Genomic DNA, 22,658 nt, shown 5'->3' on the forward strand with positions numbered 1-22,658 from the left:
AGTAGACATTTTTTAATTACCTTTATAACAGATTACTAATTACGATATAAATACCGTGAAAAAATTTTTAATTCTTTTTGTCATTCTTTTTATTACTTCCGTTAGTTGTAGTCCTTCAGGAAAAACAGTAAAGATACCTGAAAGTATCCAGGGGAATTATTTTGATATAAATGCTGATGATTTCTGGGTTTATTCCATTCAGGAGGATTTTGTTATTAGTGATTGTAAATTCTGGGAAATTAAAAAAGTAGTTGACAAAAAAAAGTTCATTAAGATTGTTCTGGTGAATAATAATACGCAAAAGAATTTGGTTGTTAGCAAAATTTCGGATAATGCATTTCAATTCAAAGATGATAATGCAAGCAGAATTTGTAAAACAAGTAATGACAGATCGGGAAGAATTGCCCGAAATCTGCCATTTACTCTACAACCTGGTTCGGTTACTATTTTAGGTTTTATAAAAAACTATGAGAAGTATAAAACGGAATATCCGGTAATTGAGTTTACTTATAATAATTATGTATTAACTAAGGAAAACTCAGAGTATGCTAAAATTGATAGTTTGGGTAGGTTTGCATTGAGAATGGAATTATTGTCAGCACAGGATATTATGTATAAGTTTAAGAATGAGCTTCATAATCTGTTTGTTTCACCGGGTGATAGCATCATGCTTTATTTTGATCCCGACGGTGAGGAAAACACGAATTATCAGGGAGACCATTCTGATGTATGTTATGACATGCAGGAAACCTATAATACAAGGTGTATATTAAACGATGCAAGGGAAGATAATCGTCAGTTTGGAAAACCTTTTAATGAATACAAACGGTACAGAGAAACAGTAAGAAATAACGAACTGGATTATCTACAGCAATATTCAGAAAAGCCATATTGTACCGAAATATTTAAAATCTGGTATGACAAGACTTCTTATCTGGGTTATATTGAGGGATTACTCAAATGTAATCTCAAATATCATAATCTGGGCGATAAGAATTCAGAAAAGAGAGCCTTCGATAACTTTGTGAGCAACTTTAAAGCGGAAGTGAACATGAATGATACATTGGCAGCACTATCAGGATTATATTTCTTTTATGCGCTATCCGTAAGTGAACTATTATATGATTTTAGAAATGCCTATAAAGAAGCACATCTGCAAAACAAAAAATATATTAGTGAAAATGAATCTCTTAACAATAATGAAAAGCTTAAACTACTGGATGAAACTGCATATAAAATTATGGCAAATAATGTATTGAGTATGTCACCTGGAAGATTTAGAGATATTGCATGTTCAAATTTGGTTGCCAAAGTTTTAGATAACCGTCAAACAGATAATGTTGAGTATGTTTATACTTTGGTTAAAGATAAGATTGATTATATTCCATATCTGGACATTCTTACCGGTCATATTAATGATTTTCAGGGAAAAGAGAAAGCATTTACTGCATTTCCTGTGAACCAGTGGCATTCCGGTGAAAGTGGGGAAGTTCTATTAAAATCAATCGTTAATAAGGATAAAGGGAAAAATATAATTCTTGACTTCTGGTTCACGGGTTGTGGCGCGTGCAGAATAGGTTTCAAAGCAATTAATGTCTTTAAAAAAGAAGTGGAATCGGAAGCTAATGTGGTATTTGTTTATTTATGTTTTAATTCAAGTGAAAAAGATTGGAAATTTGTATCCAACGAGTTTGATCTGCTTGATCGTAATTATTTGCTAAATTCTGATCAGACTGCGTTTTTTAAAAAGAACTTTTCCTTATCAGGCGCACCCCGGTATATTCTGATTAATTCCGACGGAAAGATAGTGGATGTTAACTTTAAATTTCCAAAAGAAAAAGCACAATTTGTTCATGACCTGAAGAGTAGCTTACAGCTTGATTAAATTTACAGAGAAACACATCTACTTATGATTTACAAAAAACATAGGCAGTACCCTTTAATTTTAAGATACTGCCTATGATATGAATATTGTAAAAGTGTTACTTCGTTTCTAGGGTTGTTACAGCTTTCTTCAACCCTTCAGTGCTTGCTTCTACAGTTATTTTTCCAGGCTCAAAACCGGATTGAACAATCAACATGGCTTTACCGTAAAACAAATCTACAGAGTTGGACTGAAAACGATTAAACGACTGTGGATTACCATTCCCAACACATGCAATCTTCCCATTACCTTTGATTAAAATGTTGATTTTGTTATCCGCCAGTGGACATACATTCCCGTCTTTATCAACGGCTTCAATCAGAATAAATGAGAGGTCTGAGTCATCAGCCTTAATCGTCTTTCTATCGGGTGATATCCTTAGTTTCACCGGATCTCCTGTTGTATTCAGTGTCTGTTCCCCTATCTTCTCTCCATGCATATAGGCTATAACTTTCAATTCGCCCGGTTCATATTTTACATCGTCCCACATCAGGCGAAAGCGATCAACAGAATTTCGCGAATCAGGTTTTTTACACTGTTTGCCCAGAGATTTTCCGTTTAAAAACAGTTCAGCACAATCACCATTAGTATAGACAAATACAGGAGTTTCTTCTCCTTCACGTCCTTCCCAGTTCCAGTGGGGTAATATATGAAGCATGTTCTCATCCGGTTTCCAGAAACTTTTATACAGATAATACCGGTCCTTGGGTATGCCACACAGATCCACAATACCAAAATAGGAACTTCTGGATGCTGCCTCATCAGTCATGCCATGTTCATGAGCCCAGCGGTTATCGTAAGGGGTGGGTTCACCAATATAATCGAAACCTGTCCAGACAAACTCACCGGCCACATAGGGTTCTTCCTGCTGCCATTTAAAGTCATCATCAGGAATTTCAGCCCAGTAAGGTGCATTCAGATCGTATGATGATACCTGGAGGGAGTTGGTAAAATCGGCAGGCTTAGCCGGTAACGGGAATTCGTAAAAGCCCCGGGTACTAACAGTTGAAGCTGACTCAGAAACAATGACGGCCTTTTCCGGTTCCAGCTGCCTGGCCAGCATATATCGGCGTTGATAATTCCATGAATGAACATCGTAAAAATCGAAATGACGGTTTGCAGCCTGACCTGTCATGTCGCACGCCATGGTAACAGGACGGGTGGGATCATATTTACGCACATAATTTACCATGGTATGCAGACGCCAAAGTCCATTATTACTGTTGGTTTGGACATCGTGCATTTCGTTGCCGACGCTCCATATAAAAATACAGGGATGATTGCGGTCTCGTTTTACGAAATTTCCAATATTGCGTTTCGCAAAAGCATCAAAATCTGTGGTATCAGTAATATCTGCTTTGCGGTCGTATTTATCGAATGCCTCATTATAGACCAGCAAGCCCATGCTGTCACAAAGTTCAAGCAGTTCGGGTGCCGGCACGTTATGGCTTGTTCTGATGGCATTGCATCCCATATCCTTCATGATTTCCAGTTGGCGTTCCATAGCCCGTTTATTGAAGGCCATACCCAATGGACCTAAATCACTGTGCAGGTTGACCCCTTTCAATTGAACGCGGCGATTATTCAGATAAAATCCGTGATCGGCTGTAAAACGCATTTCACGAACGCCAAACGATGAATGATAAGTATCAACCAGATTGTCTTCATGGTAAATCCTGGTTATAACCGTATATAAATACGGATGATCGATATCCCATCTGTCCGGATCACCCAGGGTGAGTGTAGTTTCAAGTCGTTCACTCTTTCCTGATTTTACCCTGCCTTTTACTGACCTTTCAGCAAGCAGTTCTTTTTTATGGTTGTAAATGCTTTGAATAACGACAACATCTGCATCTGCAGGTAATGAATTTGTAACCATTGTACCAATGCGTACATCTGCATAATTCGGTTGTACAACCGGGGTGGTTATTTGTGTTCCCCATATATCCACATGAATCGGATTTACCGTTATCAGTTTTATTTTTCTGAAGATTCCTCCACCCGGATACCAGCGGCTGTCATGATTTCTGGTATCTGCATGGATTGCCAGTACGTTTTCGGTATCAGCATTTATTAAATCTGTAATATTGAGGTAAAAGGAATTATATCCATAGTCCCATTTTCCGGCAAGTTTGCCATTGACATAAATTTCAGGAAATGCCATGATGCCATCGCAAAGCAGGATAACCTCTTTGTTTTTTATATCTCCTGTGATCTTCAGGGTTTTTCTGTACCATCCTTCAGCTTTCCAGGGAAGTTTTCCGGTGCTGCCGTCGCCATCTTTAATAAATGGTTCAGAAACAGCCCAGTCATGTGGCACAGAAACACTTTCCCACTGACTGTCATCAAAGTCTTTTTTGAAAGCCTCAACGGCTTCACCTTTATGGAATTTCCATCCGTTTTGCAATACTGTCTCACTGCGTTGCTGAGATTTAACTGTGGAAAAGATGCCGGTGAATATGAGGATTACCGCTAATAAGTTAAGTTTCATAAAATATAAAGGTTAATTAGTTTGTTGTTTAATCCATTTTGTCATTATTTCGAGTGCTTCCGGTGCAAATGTCTCTTCGATATTTCCATAATCTGCAGGGTTTCCTGTTTTTGAATGTTGAAACAAATGGTTCAAACCCGGAAGTTTTTTAACTGTTACATCTGTGTTTCCACCATTTTCTAAAGCGGTTTTAATCGCCTTCAGGTTGTCATCAGGAGGAACCTGCAAATCATTTTCACCATTTAATGCAAGAACAGGACATTTAACCTTTTCCAGTGCGGGTACAGGATCATACTTAATAAAATTCAACATCCATGGCGTGGTTACTGCATCAACCTGCATTGTGATAAACTTATTTCTGTTCATCCCTTTAGGTAACATATCTTCTGGATTGCTGTCAACTGCTTCTGTAAGGAGTTTACTTATTTCTTTTTTCAAACCAACAGTATCCCTGGAATGAAGAATAAGATCGTAAATCTTTTTGTTGTTTTTCTGTTGTATTGCAATGATACTGTCGCTAATGCCCGAGGCTTTTAAGATTAGATTCTGCTGTTCCAGGAGTATTTTATCTCCCCGTAAACCGGGACCGGCCAGCAGGACAATAAAATCCACATCTTTTCTTTCTGAAGCTACAATCGGGGCTATCAGTCCACCTTCACTGTGTCCGACCAGTCCGATTTTATCCGGTGCTATGTTGTCCTGTGTTTTGAGAAAATCAAGGGCACTTTCCACATCTTTAACAAAATCGTTGCTTGTAGCAGCTTGAAAATCACCTGTTGATTTGCCTACACCGCGATCGTCGTAACGCAATACCGCAATGCCGTGCCTCGTAAGATAATCCGCTATAACCAGAAATGGCTTGTGTCCGAATACCTCTTCATTTCTATCCTGTGGTCCGCTTCCTGTTATCATGATAACAGCAGGATATTTCCCTTCTGCAGAGGGTAGTGTTAATGTTCCGCCCAGGGTTATGTGATCCTTTTTATTTTCAAAAGTCACCTCTTTTTCGCTGTATGGGTAGGGTGAAACAGGTTCCTGAGGTCTGACAACAGGTTCTTTTTTAACTTCTTCCTGTTTTAATACAAGCGGAACAGATTGTCCCATCTGGGTAAATGTGCCGACAATAGAATCCGTCATAAAAGTCCCGGTGTATTTAAGGCCAATCCTGTCCATTGTAATCGTCAAATCAGAATTGCTATATTCAATACCGGAAACCGGAAGTCCATACGCACCCTGGTCCGGACTATCCATTGTGGCCACAAGACCCGAATCGGATGAACTGATATTAAAGGCAAGTCTGAGCTGAATGCCCTGAACTTTGAGTAAACCATTCCATTTGCCTGTTATATCCTGCGAAAACAAGGATGTTGACAGCAACATGATACAAAAAGTAACTACATATTTTTTCATGGTATTTATTTTAAAGACTCCTCCGATGACTTTAAGTCATCGGAGGAGTATCAGCTGTAAAGTTACCTTATATTTCAAATTTTAACAATAGTCAGTTGCTGAGTCGATATCCTGATTTTGACTGAAACCCTTGGTTATGCCTTAAATTCGAGGGATAAAGTTTCATTGTTTGGATAAAAATGGTTATAATTGCAGCCGAAAATACTTTCTGTATATATAAGACATGATGCACGCTATGTTAAACACAACAACAATGACAACAACCCCCTGGGGGGGTAGATAATATAATTGTGTGTATACAACGTGTTCTTTAATGGTCTTATTAATTTCCAATCTTCAAAAAAATTATGCGAGTATTAAAATTTGGCGGTACTTCTGTAGGATCTGCTGAAAATATATTACGGGTCAAAAAGATAGTTGAAGCCCGTTCTGAAAAAACAGTAGTTGTGGTCTCTGCGATTGGCGGAGTGACGGACCTTCTTCTTGAAACGGCAACTTATGCACAAAAGGGTGATGATAAATACCTTGAATATTTCGATAAACTCAGAATCAGGCATCAGATTATAATTGATGAACTGTTGTCAAACGGACTTCATCAGGATGTAAAGAGTCAGATCGATAAATTACTGGATGAACTTAAAAATATTTATACTGGTGTTTACCTGATCCAGGAACTGTCAGAACGTACTTCAGATATCATTGTATCTTACGGTGAAAGAATGTCATCCATAATTCTGGCCAGTGTGTTGGGAGGAGTGCCCAATAAAGATGCCCGGAAATTTATTAAAACACGTCCGTCGTTTGGAAAGAATGTTGTGGATTTTGAAGTAACGGATGAACTGATCAGTGCCGCATTTACTGCAATGCCTCAGCTATCGGTTGTGCCGGGATTTATTGCCAGCAACACTAAGGGTGAGATTACAACATTGGGACGTGGAGGTTCAGATTATACGGCTGCTATTATTGCTGCTGCACTTGAGGCTGATATGCTTGAAATCTGGACCGACGTAGATGGCTTTATGACTGCGGATCCGCGTGTAATAAAAAATGCCTATCCCATAGAAAAACTAAGTTATTCAGAGGCTATGGAATTGTCCCATTTCGGGGCTAAGGTGATCTATCCGCCAACAATTTATCCTGTGTTGCTTAAAGAGATTCCGGTGTTTATTAAAAATACAATGAATCCTGATGCGCCTGGAACCCTAATAAGCAAGGAACGGGATTCCGGTAAAGCCATTAAAGGGATTTCATCTATAAATGACACCTGTCTGATAACCATTCAGGGCATTGGGATGGTTGGCGTGATCGGAATAAACCATCGATTATTTGAAGCCCTGGCTAAAGCAAATATCAGCGTATTTCTGGTATCACAGGCCTCATCAGAAAACTCAACATCGTTTGCCATAAAAAATGCTGATGCGGAGAAAGCGGAACGTGCTATCCGGATGGAGTTTGCCAAGGAGTTTGAGTTCGGAGATATTAATCATATCATCATTGAAAAGGATCTGGCAACCATAGCTATCGTTGGTGAGAATATGAAACATACCCCCGGTATAGCCGGAAAACTGTTTCAGACCCTTGGAAAAAACGGTATAAATGTTATTGCCTGTGCACAGGGGGCATCTGAGCTGAATATCTCTTTTGTGATCAAACTGGAAAGCCTGCGTAAAGCACTTAATGTTATTCACGAATCGTTTTTCCTTTCAGAATATATCGAGTTGAACCTGTTTATGGTTGGAGTAGGAACCGTTGGAAGTGATTTACTGCAACAACTGGCCAAACAACAAAAGAAACTGATGGAGGAACATCAGCTCAGGATCAGACTCGTAGGAATATCAAATTCAAAACGTTATGTACTCGATCGTGATGGTATTGACATATCAGACTATAAACAGCTTTTGCACGAATCGCCCAGGATAAGCAACCTGGAAGAGTATCAGAAGTCCATCATAGAACTGAATATGTTCAATTCCGTGTTTGTGGATTGCACAGCCAGTGAATCGGTTTCACGACTATACAACGACCTGTTGAAACACAACGTTCATGTGGTTACTGCAAACAAGGTAGCAGCATCTTCATCATACGACAATTACAGGGAACTGAAGTTTATTGCACAGAAACGTGGTGTTAAGTTTTTATTCGAAACCAATGTAGGGGCAGGCCTTCCCATTATCAATACTATGAATGCATTGATGAAAAGCGGGGACAAAATTGTGAAACTGGAAGCAGTCCTTTCCGGCACGTTAAACTTTATCTTCAATACCCTCAGCGCAGATGTACCGCTTAGCAAGGCCATTATGTTGGCCAAACAGGCAGGGTATTCAGAACCTGATCCGAGAATTGACCTCAGTGGTGTTGATGTAATCAGAAAACTGGTTATTCTGTCCCGTGAAGCAGGTTATAAAGTAGAACAGAATGATGTAAGGATGAAACCTTTTATTCCTCAGGATTGTTTTGAAGGAAAACCGGAAGAATTCTGGGAAAAAGTGAGCCGGCTGGATGCAGATTTTGAAGAAAAAAGAAAAGTGCTGGATAGTGAAAATAAAAAATGGCGCTATGTGGCAACAATGGAAAACGGTTCATGCAGTGTTGAGTTAAAGGAAGTGGGAGCCAAGCATCCGTTTTATGATCTGGAAGGAAGTAATAATATTATACTCATTACAACAGAAAGGTACAATGAATATCCTATGATGATTAAAGGGTATGGTGCCGGAGCCAGTGTGACAGCTGCAGGCGTATTTGCAGATATTATCAGTATTGCAAATCCATAGAAGGAATAAGTTTTTTAGTCGTAAGTTAAATAGTAGTAAGTAGTAAGTGAAAAGTAGTAAGTGAAAAGTAGAAAGCAAAAGAGTTATGAGTCAGTCACAAGTCACACGGTAACCCGTAACTTATGACCTGTCTTGATACCAGATGCTTGATACATGATACCGATAAAATAAATGAAATATATAGTCATATTAGGAGATGGCATGGCGGACCATCGCGAACCGGAACTTGACAATAAAACGCCGTTAATGGTCGCAGATACACCATGGATTGATTTAGTTGCAAAAGCAGGCCAAAGTGGTATGCTGCATACCGTACCGGATAATTTTCATCCGGGAAGTGAAATTGCAAATCTTTCGGTGATGGGGTATAATGTAGCCGAGGTTTTTGAAGGAAGGGGATCACTCGAAGCTGCCAGCATGGGGGTCGAACTTAAAGAAGGTGATCTGGCTCTGCGATGTAACCTGATTTGCGTGGATGGAGACATCTTAAAAAACCATTCTGCCGGACATATCAGTGATAAAGAAGCAGCAGAACTTGTTAGTTATCTGAATGAAAACCTTTGTCCTGAAGGTGTTACCATTTATCCGGGGGTTAGTTATCGTCACCTCATGGTGATTAAAAACGGTAGCAAGGAGGTAAGTTGTACACCTCCTCACGATGTGCCGGGAACTCCTTTTGAAAAAGTACTGCCAAATGCTAAAAGCGATGAGGGGAAAGACACTGCAGATTTAATCCGTTCCCTGATTGTGAAATCGCAGAAACTACTGGAGAACCATCCGGTAAATATTTCCAGAAAAGATGCCGGAAAAGATCCTGCTAATTCCATTTGGCCATGGTCGCCCGGTTTCAGACCAGCAATGAAGACCATGAAGGAGTTGTACGGTGTAAAGAGTTCCGCTGTTATCTCTGCGGTTGATCTTATCCGCGGTATAGGTGTATATGCAGGTATGGAAGTAATTATGGTGGAAGGTGCCACAGGGTTGTATGATACCAATTATGAGGGTAAAGCACAGGCTGCATTGGATGCATTAAAGCGCCATGATTTTGTATATCTGCATATTGAAGCCAGCGATGAAGCAGGGCATGAGGGCGACTATAAGCTAAAAACAAGGACCATTGAATATCTTGATTCCCGGGTTGTAAAAACCATTTGGGAAGAAACTCAGAAATGGGATGAGGATGTAGCTATTGCCATTCTTCCCGATCATCCTACGCCGTGGAAAATCAAAACGCATACCCGCGAAGCAATACCTTTTATTATTTATAAACCGGGCTCAAAACCTGATGAGGTAGATAGATACGATGAGGATGCCTGTAAAACAGGTTCAATCGGTGAAATTTCAGGTAATGAATTCATGAAACGCTTTTTAAAATAAGAATGAAGTATTACAGCACGAACCATATTGCTCCCGAAGCAACCTTGCAAACAGCCGTAACCAAAGGCCTGGCACCGGATAAAGGTCTGTATATGCCGGAACGGATCAATGCGTTTGATCCAGCTTTTTTTGATGAAATGACAGGTTTATCCCTTCAGGAGGTTTCATACCGGGTAGCGGATAAATTTTTCGGTGAGGACATTGACAGGGATACCCTTAAAGCACTGGTTTATGATACCATGGCTTTTGATATACCACTGGTAAAAGTGACTGATACTATATGGTCGCTTGAGCTTTTTCATGGACCAACACTGGCATTTAAAGACGTAGGAGCACGTTTTATGGCCCGTTTACTTTCGCATTTTATCAGGAAAGAAGGTGAAGGCGAGGTCAATGTTTTAGTGGCTACCTCCGGTGATACAGGAAGTGCGGTGGCTAATGGTTTTCTTGATGTTGAAGGAATCAATGTTTTTGTACTCTATCCCAAAGGTCTGGTGAGTGAAATCCAGGAAAAACAGTTTACTACACTTGGCAAAAATATAACAGCCATAGAAATTGATGGTACCTTCGATGATTGTCAGCGCCTGGTGAAGCAAGCATTTTTAGACGAAGATATTACAGTTAAACTCACGTTGACATCTGCTAACTCAATTAATGTAGCGCGTTTTCTTCCCCAGTCGTTTTACTATTTCTGGGGTGTTGCCCAACTGAAAAACAGGGGTGTTACCGATCGTATTGTATGCAGTGTTCCAAGTGGAAACTTTGGAAACATAACAGCAGGTCTTTTTGGTCAGAAAATGGGATTGCCTGTTTCAAGGTTTATTGCAGCAAATAACAGGAACGACATTTTCTACAATTACCTGAAATCGGGAAGTTATGAACCCAAACCCTCTGTGGCAACCATTGCCAATGCCATGGATGTAGGTGATCCAAGTAATTTCGCCCGCGTCCTTGATCTTTACAGCTCATCTTACGGCAGCATCAAAGAGAATATTACAGCATATACCTATACCGACAGTCAGATAAGTGAGACCTTAAGAACGGTATGGCAGGAAAATAAGTATTTGCTTGATCCACATGGAGCTACAGGTTACAGAGCATTGCAGGAAGGATTAAAAGACGGGGAGACAGGCTTCTTTATTGAGACGGCTCATCCGGCCAAGTTCCTTCAAACCGTTGAAGGCATCATAACGGAAAAGTTTGAGATTCCCGATAAATTGCAGGAATTTATGAAGGGGGAAAAAAAGGTTGTAGCTTTATCATCAGAATTTGGTGATTTTAAATCCTTTTTATTAGACTGATAAAAAACAAATAATTGATTCCCAAAGCAATATTTTTTGTTTTTTGTTAGTTTTGTAAATAGAACTCAGTCACTCAACTAAACAAGTATACCATGAAATATCTTAAATTATTCGCCGGCGTATTTTCATTATTAGTCTTAGTTTCCTGTGGAAATTCAACTGTAACGACGCTTCCAACACCCAGCGGACGTCCGGGAGATTTACTTATTATTATTGATCAGGATGTGTGGAAATCCCCGGGTGGTGATACGCTTAAAAACTTATTTCAACAGGATATTGTAGGACTTCCCTGGGAAGAGACGATGTTTGATATTTCTCATACAGATCATGAAAACTTTATACGTATACTTCATACGGCAAGGAGTATTATTGATGTGGATGTGAGTAAAACTTACTCTCAGCCAAAGGTGGTTTATCAAACCGATCTTTATTCCAGAACTCAGCGCTTTATTAAAATTCAGCTTCCTTCTGTAAAAGATTTAAAACCTGTGGTAGAGAAAGAAGGAATGAAGATGTTATCATTTATTTATCAGGGAGAACGGGAACGGTTTCTTGCAAATTACCGCAAGTTTAATAACCCCGATCTGATGAAAATGGTAAAGGACAGTATTGGTGTCGATATGATTATTCCGAGTGATTTTACCCGCTACAGTTTTCATGATAATTTTGTGTGGATGCTTGCCAAGAGCAACGATTATATGAAGTATCTGGCCATATATACCTATGATTATAAATCACAGAGCCAGCTGACCAAGAAAAATCTTGTAGCAATGCGTGACTCAGTAATGCGGGTCAATATTCCGGGTTCACGTCCGGGATCATACATGTCAACCGGTATGTTTTATCCACCTGTGCTGACCCAGTTTATGGATCATGGAAAATATGTGGCAGAACTCAGAGGTATCTGGGAAACTGAAGGCGATATGATGGGAGGCCCTTTTGTGAGCCAGACCCGGATAGATGAAGCCTCAAACAGGGTGGTTACGGTGGAGGTTTTCCTGTATGCACCACACAAGAATAAAAGAAACACAATGCGCGAACTGGAATCGCTGCTATATACAGTAAAACTCTCTGATGAAGAGAAACCTCAGGGAACTCAAAACAAGGAAGATGAAGAATGATAAGATCGTTGTAGGCATAACGCATGGTGACATAAACGGAATCGGTTATGAAGTCATCATAAAACTTTTAAGTGATAACAGGCTCTTTGAGTTGTGTACGCCTGTTATCTATGGCTCACCTAAAGTTATGGCTTACCATAAAAAAGCTACGGATTCTGAAAATATAAACTTTAATAACATCAACCATGCCCGCGAAGCCAGGGATAACCGTGCTAACATTGTAAACTGTGTCAGTGACGATGTAAAGGTAGAACTTGGTCAGCTGACAACTGAAGCCGGCAAAGCATCCTACGATGCACTGAATTCAGCTGTTAAAGATTTAAAGGGGGGTGAGATTGATGTACTGGTTACGGCACCTATTAATAAAGAAAGCATTACTCAGGCAGGTTTCGAGTTTCCCGGACATACGGAGTATCTGGAGAGTAATTTTAACGGGGAGGCTTTGATGCTCATGGTGAGTGATAACCTTAAAGTGGCCGTTGTAACAGGACATATTCCGTTAGGAGAGGTTAAAAACAGCATTACAGCTGAACTGATTGAGAAAAAACTACGTATACTGAACAGATCACTTATTACGGATTTTAATATCCGCAAACCAAGAATAGCTGTCATGGGACTTAATCCGCATGCAGGCGATAATGGTGTGATTGGCGATGAAGAAAAAGAGATGATTGAGCCACTGCTGAATAAGATGAGAGATAGTGGTATGCTGGTATTTGGTCCGTTCCCGGCCGATGGTTTTTTTGGAGCGAAGCGTGAATACAAGTATGATGCTGTTTTAGCCATGTATCACGATCAGGGGCTTATTCCCTTTAAGGTACTTAGTATGGAACATGGAGTGAATTATACAGCCGGACTGGACATTATCAGAACAAGTCCGGCACATGGTACTGCATTTGATCTGGCAGGTAAAGGTGAAGCAAGTGAGGAAAGTCTTCGTGAAGCAGTCTACCTGGCTCTGGATACATTCAGGAACCGGCAGAGTTATGATCAGGCGAATAAAAACCCGTTGAAGAAGCAGGTACTTCCGGGACAGTTTTCCGGTCCCGACTTATCGGTTGATCAGCTGGATGATGTTGAAAAAGAAGTTGACGATTAAACGTAATTACAGAATACCATAAAAGGGGACCGTTAAGTCCCCTTTTTCGTTTGAATATGGCATAAAAAAAGCGCTCTGAAGAGCGCTTTTTTTATTGAAAATATCCTCGTATAATACCGCGTTTTGCGTTTCGGATGAAAAGAATGATTTCATCCCTTTCTTTTGTTGCAGGTAGTTCTGCTTCAATCAAATCACAGGCATCGGTATTGTTTAATCCCTTTTGATAAATATAGCGATAGATTTCCTGTATATCCCTGATCTGGTCATTATCATATCCGCGACGACGAAGTCCTATTGAATTTACTCCGGCATAGGAGAGCGGTTCACGCGCTGCCTTAATAAATGGTGGTACATCTTTACGTACCAGTGATCCACCCGATATCATAACATGTGAACCAATATGACAAAACTGATGAACAGCTACAAGTCCACTCATGATGGCCCAGTCGTCTACAATAACTTCTCCGGCCAGCTGAGTGGCATTTCCCAGGATAACATTATCACCTACATAACAATCATGTGCAACATGAACATATGCCATGATGAGGCAGTTACTTCCTACTACTGTTTTACCTCTGGCGACCGTACCTCGGTTTACAGTAACACACTCGCGGATGGTGGTGTTATCTCCAATTTCAGCAGTCGTTTCTTCACCCCGGAATTTTAAATCCTGGGGAATAGCAGAGATAACAGCTCCCGGAAATATATTACAGTTTTTCCCAATTCTTGCGCCTTCAAGAATAGTTGCTCCGGAACCGATACGTGTTCCTTCTTTTATAACTACGTTTTTATCAATAGAAACGAAAGGTTCTATAACCACGTTCGGAGCAATTTTTGCTTCCGGGTGTACATACGCTAATGGTTGCTTCATTTGTTTCTTCGTGTTAGGTTTTATTTGTTTTTAATAATTTGTGCCATAAATTCCGCTTCGGCCACTACTTTGTCACCAACAAAAGCAAGTCCTCTGGCACTGGCAATACCTCTACGTATCGGAGATGTGAGTTCTAATTTAAAAATAACAGTATCTCCGGGTACTACTTTTCTTCTGAATTTTACGTTATCTATTTTTAGGAAATATGTTGAATATCTATCCGGTTCATCAACCTCGCTTAATACAAGTATTCCCATGGTCTGAGCCATAGCTTCTACCAGCAATACGCCAGGCATTACAGGTTCTTCGGGAAAGTGGCCACGGAAAAAATCCTCGTTCATTGAAACGTTCTTAAGCCCGATAATGGTTTCTGAATCTTCGATTCTGAGAATTTTGTCAATCATTAAAAAGGGTGGCCGGTGCGGCAACAATGTTTTGATCTGATTAACATCCATAAAAGGTTCAACTGTAGGATCATAGGAAGGGACCTGTTCCGGGTTTCGCTTTATTGCTTTCCGGATCAACTTGGCTGTCTCTGTATTAACATGGTGACCGGGTTTGGTAGCTATAACTTTACCTTCTATTCTGCAGCCAATGAGAGACAGATCGCCGATAACATCAAGAATTTTGTGCCGTGCGGGTTCATTGGTATAAGTCAGCTCAGTGTTACTGAGATAGCCATTGGATTCTACATTCACATGTTCATGGTTGAACAAATCAGCCAACCGATCCAGTTCTTCCTGACTCACTTCCTTATCAACAATTACAAGGGCATTGTCGAGGTTTCCACCTCTTACCTGGTTGTTTTTTAACAGCGGTTCAAGTTCATGAAGAAACACAAATGTTTTACATGCAGCAACCTCGGCTTCGTAGTTGTCGAGAGAATCCATGTTTGCATATTGGTTTGAAAGCAGATTTGAGCCCTCAAATGAAAGCAGGGTGCTTACACTGAATTTATCATCCGGCAAAATAACGATGCTGCTTCCTGAATTTTCATCCGTATATTCAATTTTTGATGTTGGTTTAAAGACAAATGCTTTCTTATCCTGCTCTTCAATACCAACGGCTTTTATTTTATCAATAAAAGGCCTGGCACTACCTTCCATAATGGGCATCTCAGGTCCGTTTATCTCAATGAGGCAGTTGTCAATACCTGATGCATATAAGGCAGATAAAGCATGTTCAATGGTTGAAACGGTTGCTTCACCTTTCCCGATAACTGTGCTTCTGGTTGTGTTGACCACATTCTCAGCTACGGCATCAAAAACCGGTGCATTCTCAAGGTCAATACGCTTAATCTGGTATCCTGAGTCAACTGGTGCTGGTTTGAAAGTCGCTTTTACTTTAGCTCCGGTATGAAGCCCCTGACCCTCTAATGCAAACTCGGCAGCCAGTGTTTTCTGAAAAATACTCATATTTTTTATTATTTATCTTTTTCTGTATTATCTTTTATTGCCTGCAAGTCGCGGTTCATCTGATACACCAGTCGCTGAATATCCGGTAGATTTTTAAATACAGCATAGGCCTTTCTGTAGTCCAGTATATCAATAGCTGGTGAACCGAGTAATATCCGTCCTTCACCTTTAACGGTGTTGGCAACACCGGCTTGTGCAGCCAGTTTTGTATTATCGGGTATGTTGATGTGTCCTGCAAATCCAACCTGTCCGCCAACCATGCAGTTTTTACCAATTTTGGTTGATCCGGCTATACCCGACTGTGCAGCGATAACTGTATTCTCACCGATTTCCACATTATGCGCGACCTGTATCAGGTTGTCCAGTTTCACACCCTTACGGATAATGGTTGATCCCATTGTTGCCCGGTCAATAGTTGTATTGGCTCCTATTTCAACATAATCTTCGATAATTACATTCCCAATCTGCGGTATTTTAGCATAATCACCGGATTGTGGTGCAAAGCCGAATCCATCGGATCCTATAACACTACCGGCATGCAAAACACAGTTACTACCTATTCTACACCCGTCGTAAACTTTTACACCGGCATAAAGGACGGTATCTTCACCTATAGTAACATTATCGCCGATGGAGCAGTTGGCATTGATTTCGACACCGCTGTGTATTTTAACATTTTTGCCTATAGAAACAAAGGCATCAATGAAAACTGTTTCTGGTATCTGGGCTGTTTTATCTATAGCCGTATTGGTATGAATACCAATCTTAACCGGTTTTGAATTTTCATAAAGTGTTAATAATCGTGCTATGGACTGGTAAGGATCCGAAACACGTATTAAGGTGGCTCCGGTCTCCTGTTTCAGTTCGAGATCACGTTTTACCAATACAATAGACGCATTGGTGCTGTATAAATAAGGTTCGTATTTTGGATTCGCTAAAAAACTTAAAGTGCCTGGTTTTCCTTCCTCAATTTTGGAAAAATCAGAAACAGTAATATTTTGATTTCCATCTACTTCTCCCTCAAGATATTCGGCTATTTGTTTAGCTGAAAACTCCATAAAAAAAAATTTGTGGCAAAATTAAAGATTTCTCTCTAAAAACCCTGTTTTGTTCAAATTTTGTTGTCAATTTCTTATGTAACAGAAGAAAAACTTTTCTTCACTTGTTATATGTTGCGATATTCTGATAATTTCAGACGCCTCATCAACGCTGACAACCTCACCGTTTTTGTAGAGAATTTTTATCTTCTCAACATCGGGTGTGTAGAGCTCTGAAGAGGTGGTTCCCTGGAAAACAAAGTAATCCAGCTGTTCCGATTTCAGCCCGTGCCTTTGTGAGATTTCCTGTTTCTTTTTAAGCATATAGGACGCATCAAAAGGAGAGGTGCTGATTTCTGTTTTATATAATTTTCTGTTGATCAGACCATCCGATAGAATGGAAAGTATCATATCTTCATTGTCTATCCAGTATTTCAGGCAGGTCAGGATATCTGTGTCGTCCAGCCGGATAAAATTCTGCAGAGCCTGATTGTTTGTTTTTAGCTCCTGTACAGTTAAACTGTGGTTGAAGAAATATTCCAGCGCCGGTGTGAGATAAAGTGTTTTTCCCTGTTGGTGGAGTTCGCGGGCTCTTCTCAGCACATTTATCAGCATCTTTTCTGACGCAAGGGCTGTCTTGTGCAAATATACCTGCCAGTACATCAGCCTGCGGGCCAAAAGAAATTTTTCTATGGAATAAATGCCCTTGGCTTCAAGCACAAGCTGATCGTCTACAACATTAAGCATTTTAATTATACGGGCTGATCCGATGGTTCCCTCGGTTACACCAGTATAAAAGCTGTCTCTTCGCAGGTAGTCCATCCGGTCCATGTCGAGCTGACCCGATACAAGCTGATGAAGGAATTTTTTAGGGTAAATGCCCTTGAATATCTGAATGGCCAGATCCAGACTGTGGTCAAACTCCGTGTTGAGCATTTCCATCAGTACGAGCGAAATGGCTTCATGATTGATATGGACGATGGTGTCTTCCAAGACATGGGAAAAAGGACCATGTCCGATGTCGTGCAGTAAAATGGCAACCAGAACAGCTTCTTCTTCCGCTTTTGAAATGTGCTGATCCTTCGAACGAAGAACGTACACCGCTTCCTGTGTAAGATGCATGGCACCCAGGGCATGTTGAAAACGCGTGTGCTGCGCTCCCGGATATACATTGGAACTGAGCCCAAGCTGCCTGATGCGTTTTAATCTTTGGAAAACCGGATGTTCAATCAGCCGGAATATGAGGTTATGGTTGATTTGAATAAATCCAAAAACGGGATCGTTAATGATTTTATGGCTATTTACTGGCCTGTCTGTCATTCAGTAATTTTAATCGTAAACATTCCCGATTTTAATCAGTTTAGGAATGTTGATTAACTTAATCCGTCTTCCCTGGAGTTCAATAAGGTTATCTGCTTTAAATTCAGACAATAATCTTATAACTGATTCTGTGGCGGTACCAACCATATTGGCCAGTTCCTCACGGGTTAAAGATATATTAAGGTAGTTATCCTTGTCAAGGTCAAATGAATCCATCAGCAACAAAAGTACTTCAGCCAGACGTTCACGTACAGTTTTTTGTGCTATATCGGTTATGTATTTATTGGATTCTCCCAGTTCCTTGCATGCCATGCGCATCAGGGCCATGGAGAATTCAGAATTTTGTTTAAGCATGTCAAGCAGATGGACCCCCTGTATATAAAGCAGCTGTGCGTTATCGATAACCTTTGCAGTTGTACAGGCCAGTTCTGAATTAATCACCGAGCGAAAACCAATAAGGTCACCTTCCTTGGCAAACCGGATGATCTGTTCTTTACCATCTATACCTGTTTTGAATATCTTAACTATGCCTTTTTCAACGAAATAACATCCGTTAATGCGATGATCTTCTTCATAAAGAAGTTTCCCCCTGGGAAAAACATGGGTTTCAATGTCGATGTTCAGCGAGGCAATCTCGTCGTCCTTCAGGGAATCAAAAATTGTATATTTTCTAAGATTGATATTTTTATCGATATCTTCACCTTGCACTTTACGCATAGTCCAAAATTATTACAGTTTAAGCCATATCCGCAATATAGTAAAATCTATTAATATGTAGATTCAAATTGCTTAAGAAATCTTATATCATTTTCAAAGTAAAGCCTTAAGTCCCGGATACCGTATTTTAGCATGGCGATACGTTCAATTCCCATGCCCAATGCAAAGCCGGAATATTCCTTTGAATTAATGCCTGCACTCTCCAGGACATTCGGATCAACCATGCCACAGCCAAGTATTTCCAGCCAACCTGTATATTTACAGACATTACAGCCTTTACCGTGACATAGTGAACATGAAACATCCATTTCTGCAGAAGGTTCAGTAAAAGGGAAAAAAGAGGGACGCAGACGAATTTCAGTTTCCGGTCCAAACAGCTCTTTGGCGAAATAGAGCAGGGTTTGTTTCAGATCGGCAAACGAAACTTCCTTATCGATATACAATGCTTCAATCTGATGAAATATACAGTGTGCACGGGCAGAAATTGCTTCATTTCTGAATACACGACCCGGTGCCAGAATTCTTATCGGTGGCTTGCTGTTTTCGGTTACCCTGACCTGGATGGATGAGGTATGTGTACGTAACAATACATCCGGATCTTTTTTAATGAAAAAAGTGTCCTGCATGTCCCTGGCCGGATGTTCAGGAGGAAAATTTAGCGCTGAAAAAACATGCCAGTCGTCCTCTATTTCAGGTCCTTCAGCAATGGTAAATCCCAATCTTTTAAAGATTTCGATAATCTCATTTTTAACAACAGACAGGGGATGTCTTGCTCCACCTGCAATAGGCGAACCCGGCATGGTCAGGTCCATATCGTTCCCGCTTTCTGACGCGGATTCCAGGGCTTCCTTAAGTTGATTGATTTTTTCCTGTGCTTTGTTTTTCAGCTCATTGAGCAAAAGACCGATCTCCCTCTTCTGTTCGTTTGGTACTGTCTTGAAATCGTTAAAAAGCTGTGAAACAAGACCTTTTTTACTGATATACTTAATGCGCAGATTCTCGACCTCATCAAGGGTTGTTGCCTGCAGATTTTTTATCTCATCACCTAACTGTTTAATCCTTTCAATCATGCTCAAAAATTTATTCCTGTTGCACACTAATAAGGGCTGTTTTAAGACCGGTTCATGTTGTTTGTTCAAAAATAATATTGATACCCGTTTCTCTTATTGGATACCATAAAAAAATAATGCCCACAAAGGTAATAAATTGTTCTTTTTTACACGTTTTTAATCTGTTTTTTATACGGTATTCAAAAGTCCGGTTCATACCTTAAAAAATGTAAAAGTAAAGGGGCGGGATTAAAGACATTTTTCCATAATTTGCTATATTTGTGAGCCCTTTTTAGAATTAAATTTTAAAAATAAAATATATGTTAAACATTGATTCTTACAATTTTGCAGGAAAAAAGGCCATCGTTCGGGTGGACTTTAACGTGCCTCTTGACAAAGAAACATTAGAAGTTACTGATGATACCCGTATTGTTGGTGCACTTCCTACGATTAAGAAAATACTATCAGATGGCGGTTGTGCGGTGTTAATGTCGCATCTTGGACGTCCAACTGATGGTCCGGAAGATAAGTTTTCATTGCGTCATGTTGTTCCTGCGCTGTCAAAGCTGCTGGGTCAGGAAGTGAAATTTATTGACGACTGCATCGGAGATAAAGTTCTTGCTGCCAAAGCAGCGCTTAAGCCGGGAGAGGTTCTGGTACTTGAAAACCTGCGTTTTTATAAAGCTGAACACAAAGATAAGGAGGCAATGCCTGAGTTTGCCAAGAAACTGGCAGAAGGATGCGATGTTTACGTAAATGATGCATTCGGAACTGCTCACCGTGCCCACGCATCTACAGCTATTATTGCGAAATTCATGGATGATAAAATGGCTGGCTATTTGCTTGAAAAGGAAATTAAATTTCTGGGTGAAACAGTGGCAAAACCTGAAAGACCATTTGTTGCCATTGTAGGTGGAGCTAAGGTTTCAGGTAAACTGGAAGTATTACAGTCATTCATCGAGAAGGTTGACACAATCCTGATTGGTGGAGGTATGGCTTATACGTTTTATAAAGCACAGGGACATGCCATCGGTAACTCTCTCGTAGAAGAGGATCTGGTCGGTACAGCAAAGGAAATCCTGGAAAAAGCTGATGCTAAAGGTGTTAAGTTTCTTTTGCCAGTTGATAACCTGGCAGCAGATAAATTCGATAATGCAGCCGATATTGAAGTGGTGGGTGTTGAAATTCCTGAGGGCCGCATGGCTTTGGATGTAGGTCCGGAAACTGTAAAACTGTACGCCGAAGAAATTGCAAAAGCTAAAACAGTGGTTTGGAACGGACCTATGGGATGTTTTGAAATGCCTAATTTCGCTAAAGGAACCTTTGGCGTTTGTGAGTCTGTTGCTGCTTCTTCTGCTGTGTCAATTATTGGTGGTGGCGACTCAGTAGCTGCTGTAAACCAGAGTGGTTTAGCAGATAAAATGAGCCACATCTCAACCGGTGGTGGTGCATCGCTGGAGTTCCTCGAAGGTAAAGTGTTACCGGGAATCAAAGCTGTAACGGAATAACAGAACGATTTTAAAATAGCTTAAGCCGGGTCTCTTGATCCGGCTTTTTTATTTTGCTTCCGGCGTTGAAGATGCTTTGAATAAAACTTACTTATAGATACGCATACTGTTTAGCTTTTTCTGGTATTCACGCGCATATTTTTTATGTTCAGAGAAGGTCTCTGAGAAATGGTGTTCCCCTGAAAAATCTGCTTTAGCACACATATACAGGTATTTATGTTTTTTATAATTCAAAACTGCATCAATAGCTGTTTTGGTCGGGATGCGGATAGGACCGGGTGGCAACCCTTTAAATTTGTACGTGTTATATGGAGAGTCAATTTCCTTATCCTCGTTAATCACTCTTTTCTTCTCAAAATCATTGAGCGCAAATTTTAAGGTGGGATCCGCCTGAAGAAGGTATCCTCTTTTTATACGGTTAATATAAAGCCCTGCAATGATAGGTTGTTCATCTTTAAAATTACTCTCTTCATTAACGATGGATGCCAGGGTAACCACTTCCTCAGGTGTCATTCCAATAGCTTTGGCTTTATTCAAACGGTTCTGATTCCAGAACTTATTATATTCATATACCATGCGTTCGTACAGATCCTTTGGAGTGATTGTCCAGTATACTTCGTAACTGTCTGGTAAAAAGGGACAGACAGCGGTATAGGTATTAAATCCCTGAGATGCCAGGAAACTGCTGTTATTCAAAACACTCAGTAATTCAACTGAATCCGCCAGTAATTGCTTTCCCAGGTTTCCTGAAAGATCATTTTTTGTTCTGATATTATTGAACGTAAGTGTTATAGGATTCTGGTTCCCGGACCGGAAAATATTAATCAGTTCGTTGTTCGACATGCCTTCTTTGATGATATATTTCCCTGGTTTTACGTAGCCTGAAAACCGTTTAAGTTTGGCCGTTAACAAGATAGTCTTTTTATGATTAATAACTTTTCCGAGCGGTAATGAATCATTTAATAAACTGTCAAGCGTTACATTCTCGCCAACAAATAATTCAGTAAATCCGGTTTTTGTCTCCTTAATATTTGAACCCAATACTGTAGTGTACAGTATTATGGCAAGCGGAATTATAATGATTAAGATTATTATTGACACATACTTAACTAATTTCTTCATGCATTAATTCCTTTATTTATGTAAATGGTTTTAACTGTTGTATTAACGGTGTAAAATTAAAATTTATATGTACGTCGGTTAAATTTTAAACGTCAAACTTAATATACAAACGTTGAATACACTCT

The 22,658-nt window shown here is 40.0% G+C and carries 16 protein-coding genes; 7 read left to right on the forward strand and 9 right to left on the reverse strand.

All coding sequences use genetic code 11. From position 1 onward, the window contains the following. The first annotated feature begins 55 nt into the window (after nt 1-55). Nucleotides 56-1,885, forward strand: coding sequence for a TlpA family protein disulfide reductase (locus tag ACE1EF_RS09690; protein WP_375720454.1), 1,830 nt, complete (start codon nt 56-58; stop codon nt 1,883-1,885). 97 nt (nt 1,886-1,982) lie between these two features. On the opposite strand, the gene ACE1EF_RS09695 is transcribed toward ACE1EF_RS09690, so the two are convergent. After that, a complete protein-coding gene (locus ACE1EF_RS09695) occupies nt 1,983-4,415 on the reverse strand; it encodes a glycoside hydrolase family 2 TIM barrel-domain containing protein (RefSeq protein ID WP_375720455.1) in 2,433 nt (810 codons plus the stop codon). A 12-nt stretch (nt 4,416-4,427) separates the two neighbouring features. Next, the gene (locus tag ACE1EF_RS09700; protein WP_375720456.1) at nt 4,428-5,825 is read right to left on the reverse strand and encodes an alpha/beta hydrolase family protein; all 1,398 of its coding nucleotides are present in this window, start codon (nt 5,823-5,825) and stop codon (nt 4,428-4,430) included. Between the two features lie 347 nt (nt 5,826-6,172). On the opposite strand from ACE1EF_RS09700, the gene thrA reads away from it, so the two are divergent. The 5 genes from thrA (at nt 6,173) to pdxA (ending at nt 13,494) form a co-directional block, all read left to right on the forward strand. Further along, nucleotides 6,173-8,596, forward strand: a complete 2,424-nt coding sequence (thrA, locus tag ACE1EF_RS09705) for a bifunctional aspartate kinase/homoserine dehydrogenase I (RefSeq protein WP_375720457.1) — start codon at nt 6,173-6,175, stop codon at nt 8,594-8,596. Between the two features lie 171 nt (nt 8,597-8,767). After that, complete coding sequence (locus ACE1EF_RS09710) at nt 8,768-9,973, forward strand: cofactor-independent phosphoglycerate mutase (protein WP_375720458.1); 1,206 nt, start codon at nt 8,768-8,770, stop codon at nt 9,971-9,973. A gap of 2 nt (nt 9,974-9,975) precedes the next feature. Next, nucleotides 9,976-11,274: a threonine synthase gene (gene thrC / locus ACE1EF_RS09715; protein ID WP_375720459.1), complete on the forward strand. Its 1,299-nt coding sequence runs from the start codon at nt 9,976-9,978 to the stop codon at nt 11,272-11,274. Between the two features lie 92 nt (nt 11,275-11,366). Then, complete coding sequence (locus ACE1EF_RS09720; protein ID WP_375720460.1) at nt 11,367-12,395, forward strand: DUF4837 family protein; 1,029 nt, start codon at nt 11,367-11,369, stop codon at nt 12,393-12,395. Then, entirely contained in the window at nt 12,385-13,494 is a 1,110-nt protein-coding gene (gene pdxA / locus ACE1EF_RS09725) for a 4-hydroxythreonine-4-phosphate dehydrogenase PdxA (protein WP_375720461.1), read from the forward strand. The genes ACE1EF_RS09720 and pdxA overlap by 11 nt, the downstream gene beginning before the upstream one ends. A gap of 91 nt (nt 13,495-13,585) precedes the next feature. On the opposite strand, the gene lpxA is transcribed toward pdxA, so the two are convergent. From lpxA to pheS, 6 genes are all read right to left on the reverse strand, one after another. Further along, nucleotides 13,586-14,365 carry an acyl-ACP--UDP-N-acetylglucosamine O-acyltransferase gene (gene lpxA / locus ACE1EF_RS09730; protein WP_375720462.1) on the reverse strand — a complete coding sequence of 260 codons (780 nt, stop codon included), beginning with the start codon at nt 14,363-14,365 and terminating at the stop codon, nt 13,586-13,588. Nucleotides 14,366-14,385: 20 nt separating this feature from the next. Next, complete coding sequence (locus ACE1EF_RS09735) at nt 14,386-15,780, reverse strand: bifunctional UDP-3-O-[3-hydroxymyristoyl] N-acetylglucosamine deacetylase/3-hydroxyacyl-ACP dehydratase (RefSeq protein ID WP_375720463.1); 1,395 nt, start codon at nt 15,778-15,780, stop codon at nt 14,386-14,388. An 8-nt stretch (nt 15,781-15,788) separates the two neighbouring features. After that, the gene (gene lpxD, locus ACE1EF_RS09740) at nt 15,789-16,838 is read right to left on the reverse strand and encodes a UDP-3-O-(3-hydroxymyristoyl)glucosamine N-acyltransferase (protein ID WP_375720464.1); all 1,050 of its coding nucleotides are present in this window, start codon (nt 16,836-16,838) and stop codon (nt 15,789-15,791) included. Between the two features lie 66 nt (nt 16,839-16,904). Beyond that, nucleotides 16,905-18,137: an HD domain-containing protein gene (locus ACE1EF_RS09745; RefSeq protein ID WP_375720465.1), complete on the reverse strand. Its 1,233-nt coding sequence runs from the start codon at nt 18,135-18,137 to the stop codon at nt 16,905-16,907. Nucleotides 18,138-18,146: 9 nt separating this feature from the next. Then, a complete protein-coding gene (locus ACE1EF_RS09750; protein ID WP_375720466.1) occupies nt 18,147-18,854 on the reverse strand; it encodes a Crp/Fnr family transcriptional regulator in 708 nt (235 codons plus the stop codon). 50 nt (nt 18,855-18,904) lie between these two features. Continuing rightward, complete coding sequence (pheS, locus tag ACE1EF_RS09755) at nt 18,905-19,924, reverse strand: phenylalanine--tRNA ligase subunit alpha (RefSeq protein ID WP_375720467.1); 1,020 nt, start codon at nt 19,922-19,924, stop codon at nt 18,905-18,907. A gap of 299 nt (nt 19,925-20,223) precedes the next feature. Between pheS and ACE1EF_RS09760 the strand changes: the two genes are divergently transcribed. Then, nucleotides 20,224-21,411, forward strand: a complete 1,188-nt coding sequence (locus tag ACE1EF_RS09760; protein WP_375720468.1) for a phosphoglycerate kinase — start codon at nt 20,224-20,226, stop codon at nt 21,409-21,411. 87 nt (nt 21,412-21,498) lie between these two features. On the opposite strand, the gene mltG is transcribed toward ACE1EF_RS09760, so the two are convergent. Further along, nucleotides 21,499-22,533: an endolytic transglycosylase MltG gene (mltG, locus tag ACE1EF_RS09765; protein ID WP_375720469.1), complete on the reverse strand. Its 1,035-nt coding sequence runs from the start codon at nt 22,531-22,533 to the stop codon at nt 21,499-21,501. Nucleotides 22,534-22,658 lie beyond the last annotated feature (125 nt).

Source organism: Quyinboa sediminis, from assembly GCF_042219855.1.
Taxonomy (GTDB): domain Bacteria; phylum Bacteroidota; class Bacteroidia; order Bacteroidales; family UBA5342; genus JBHJHP01.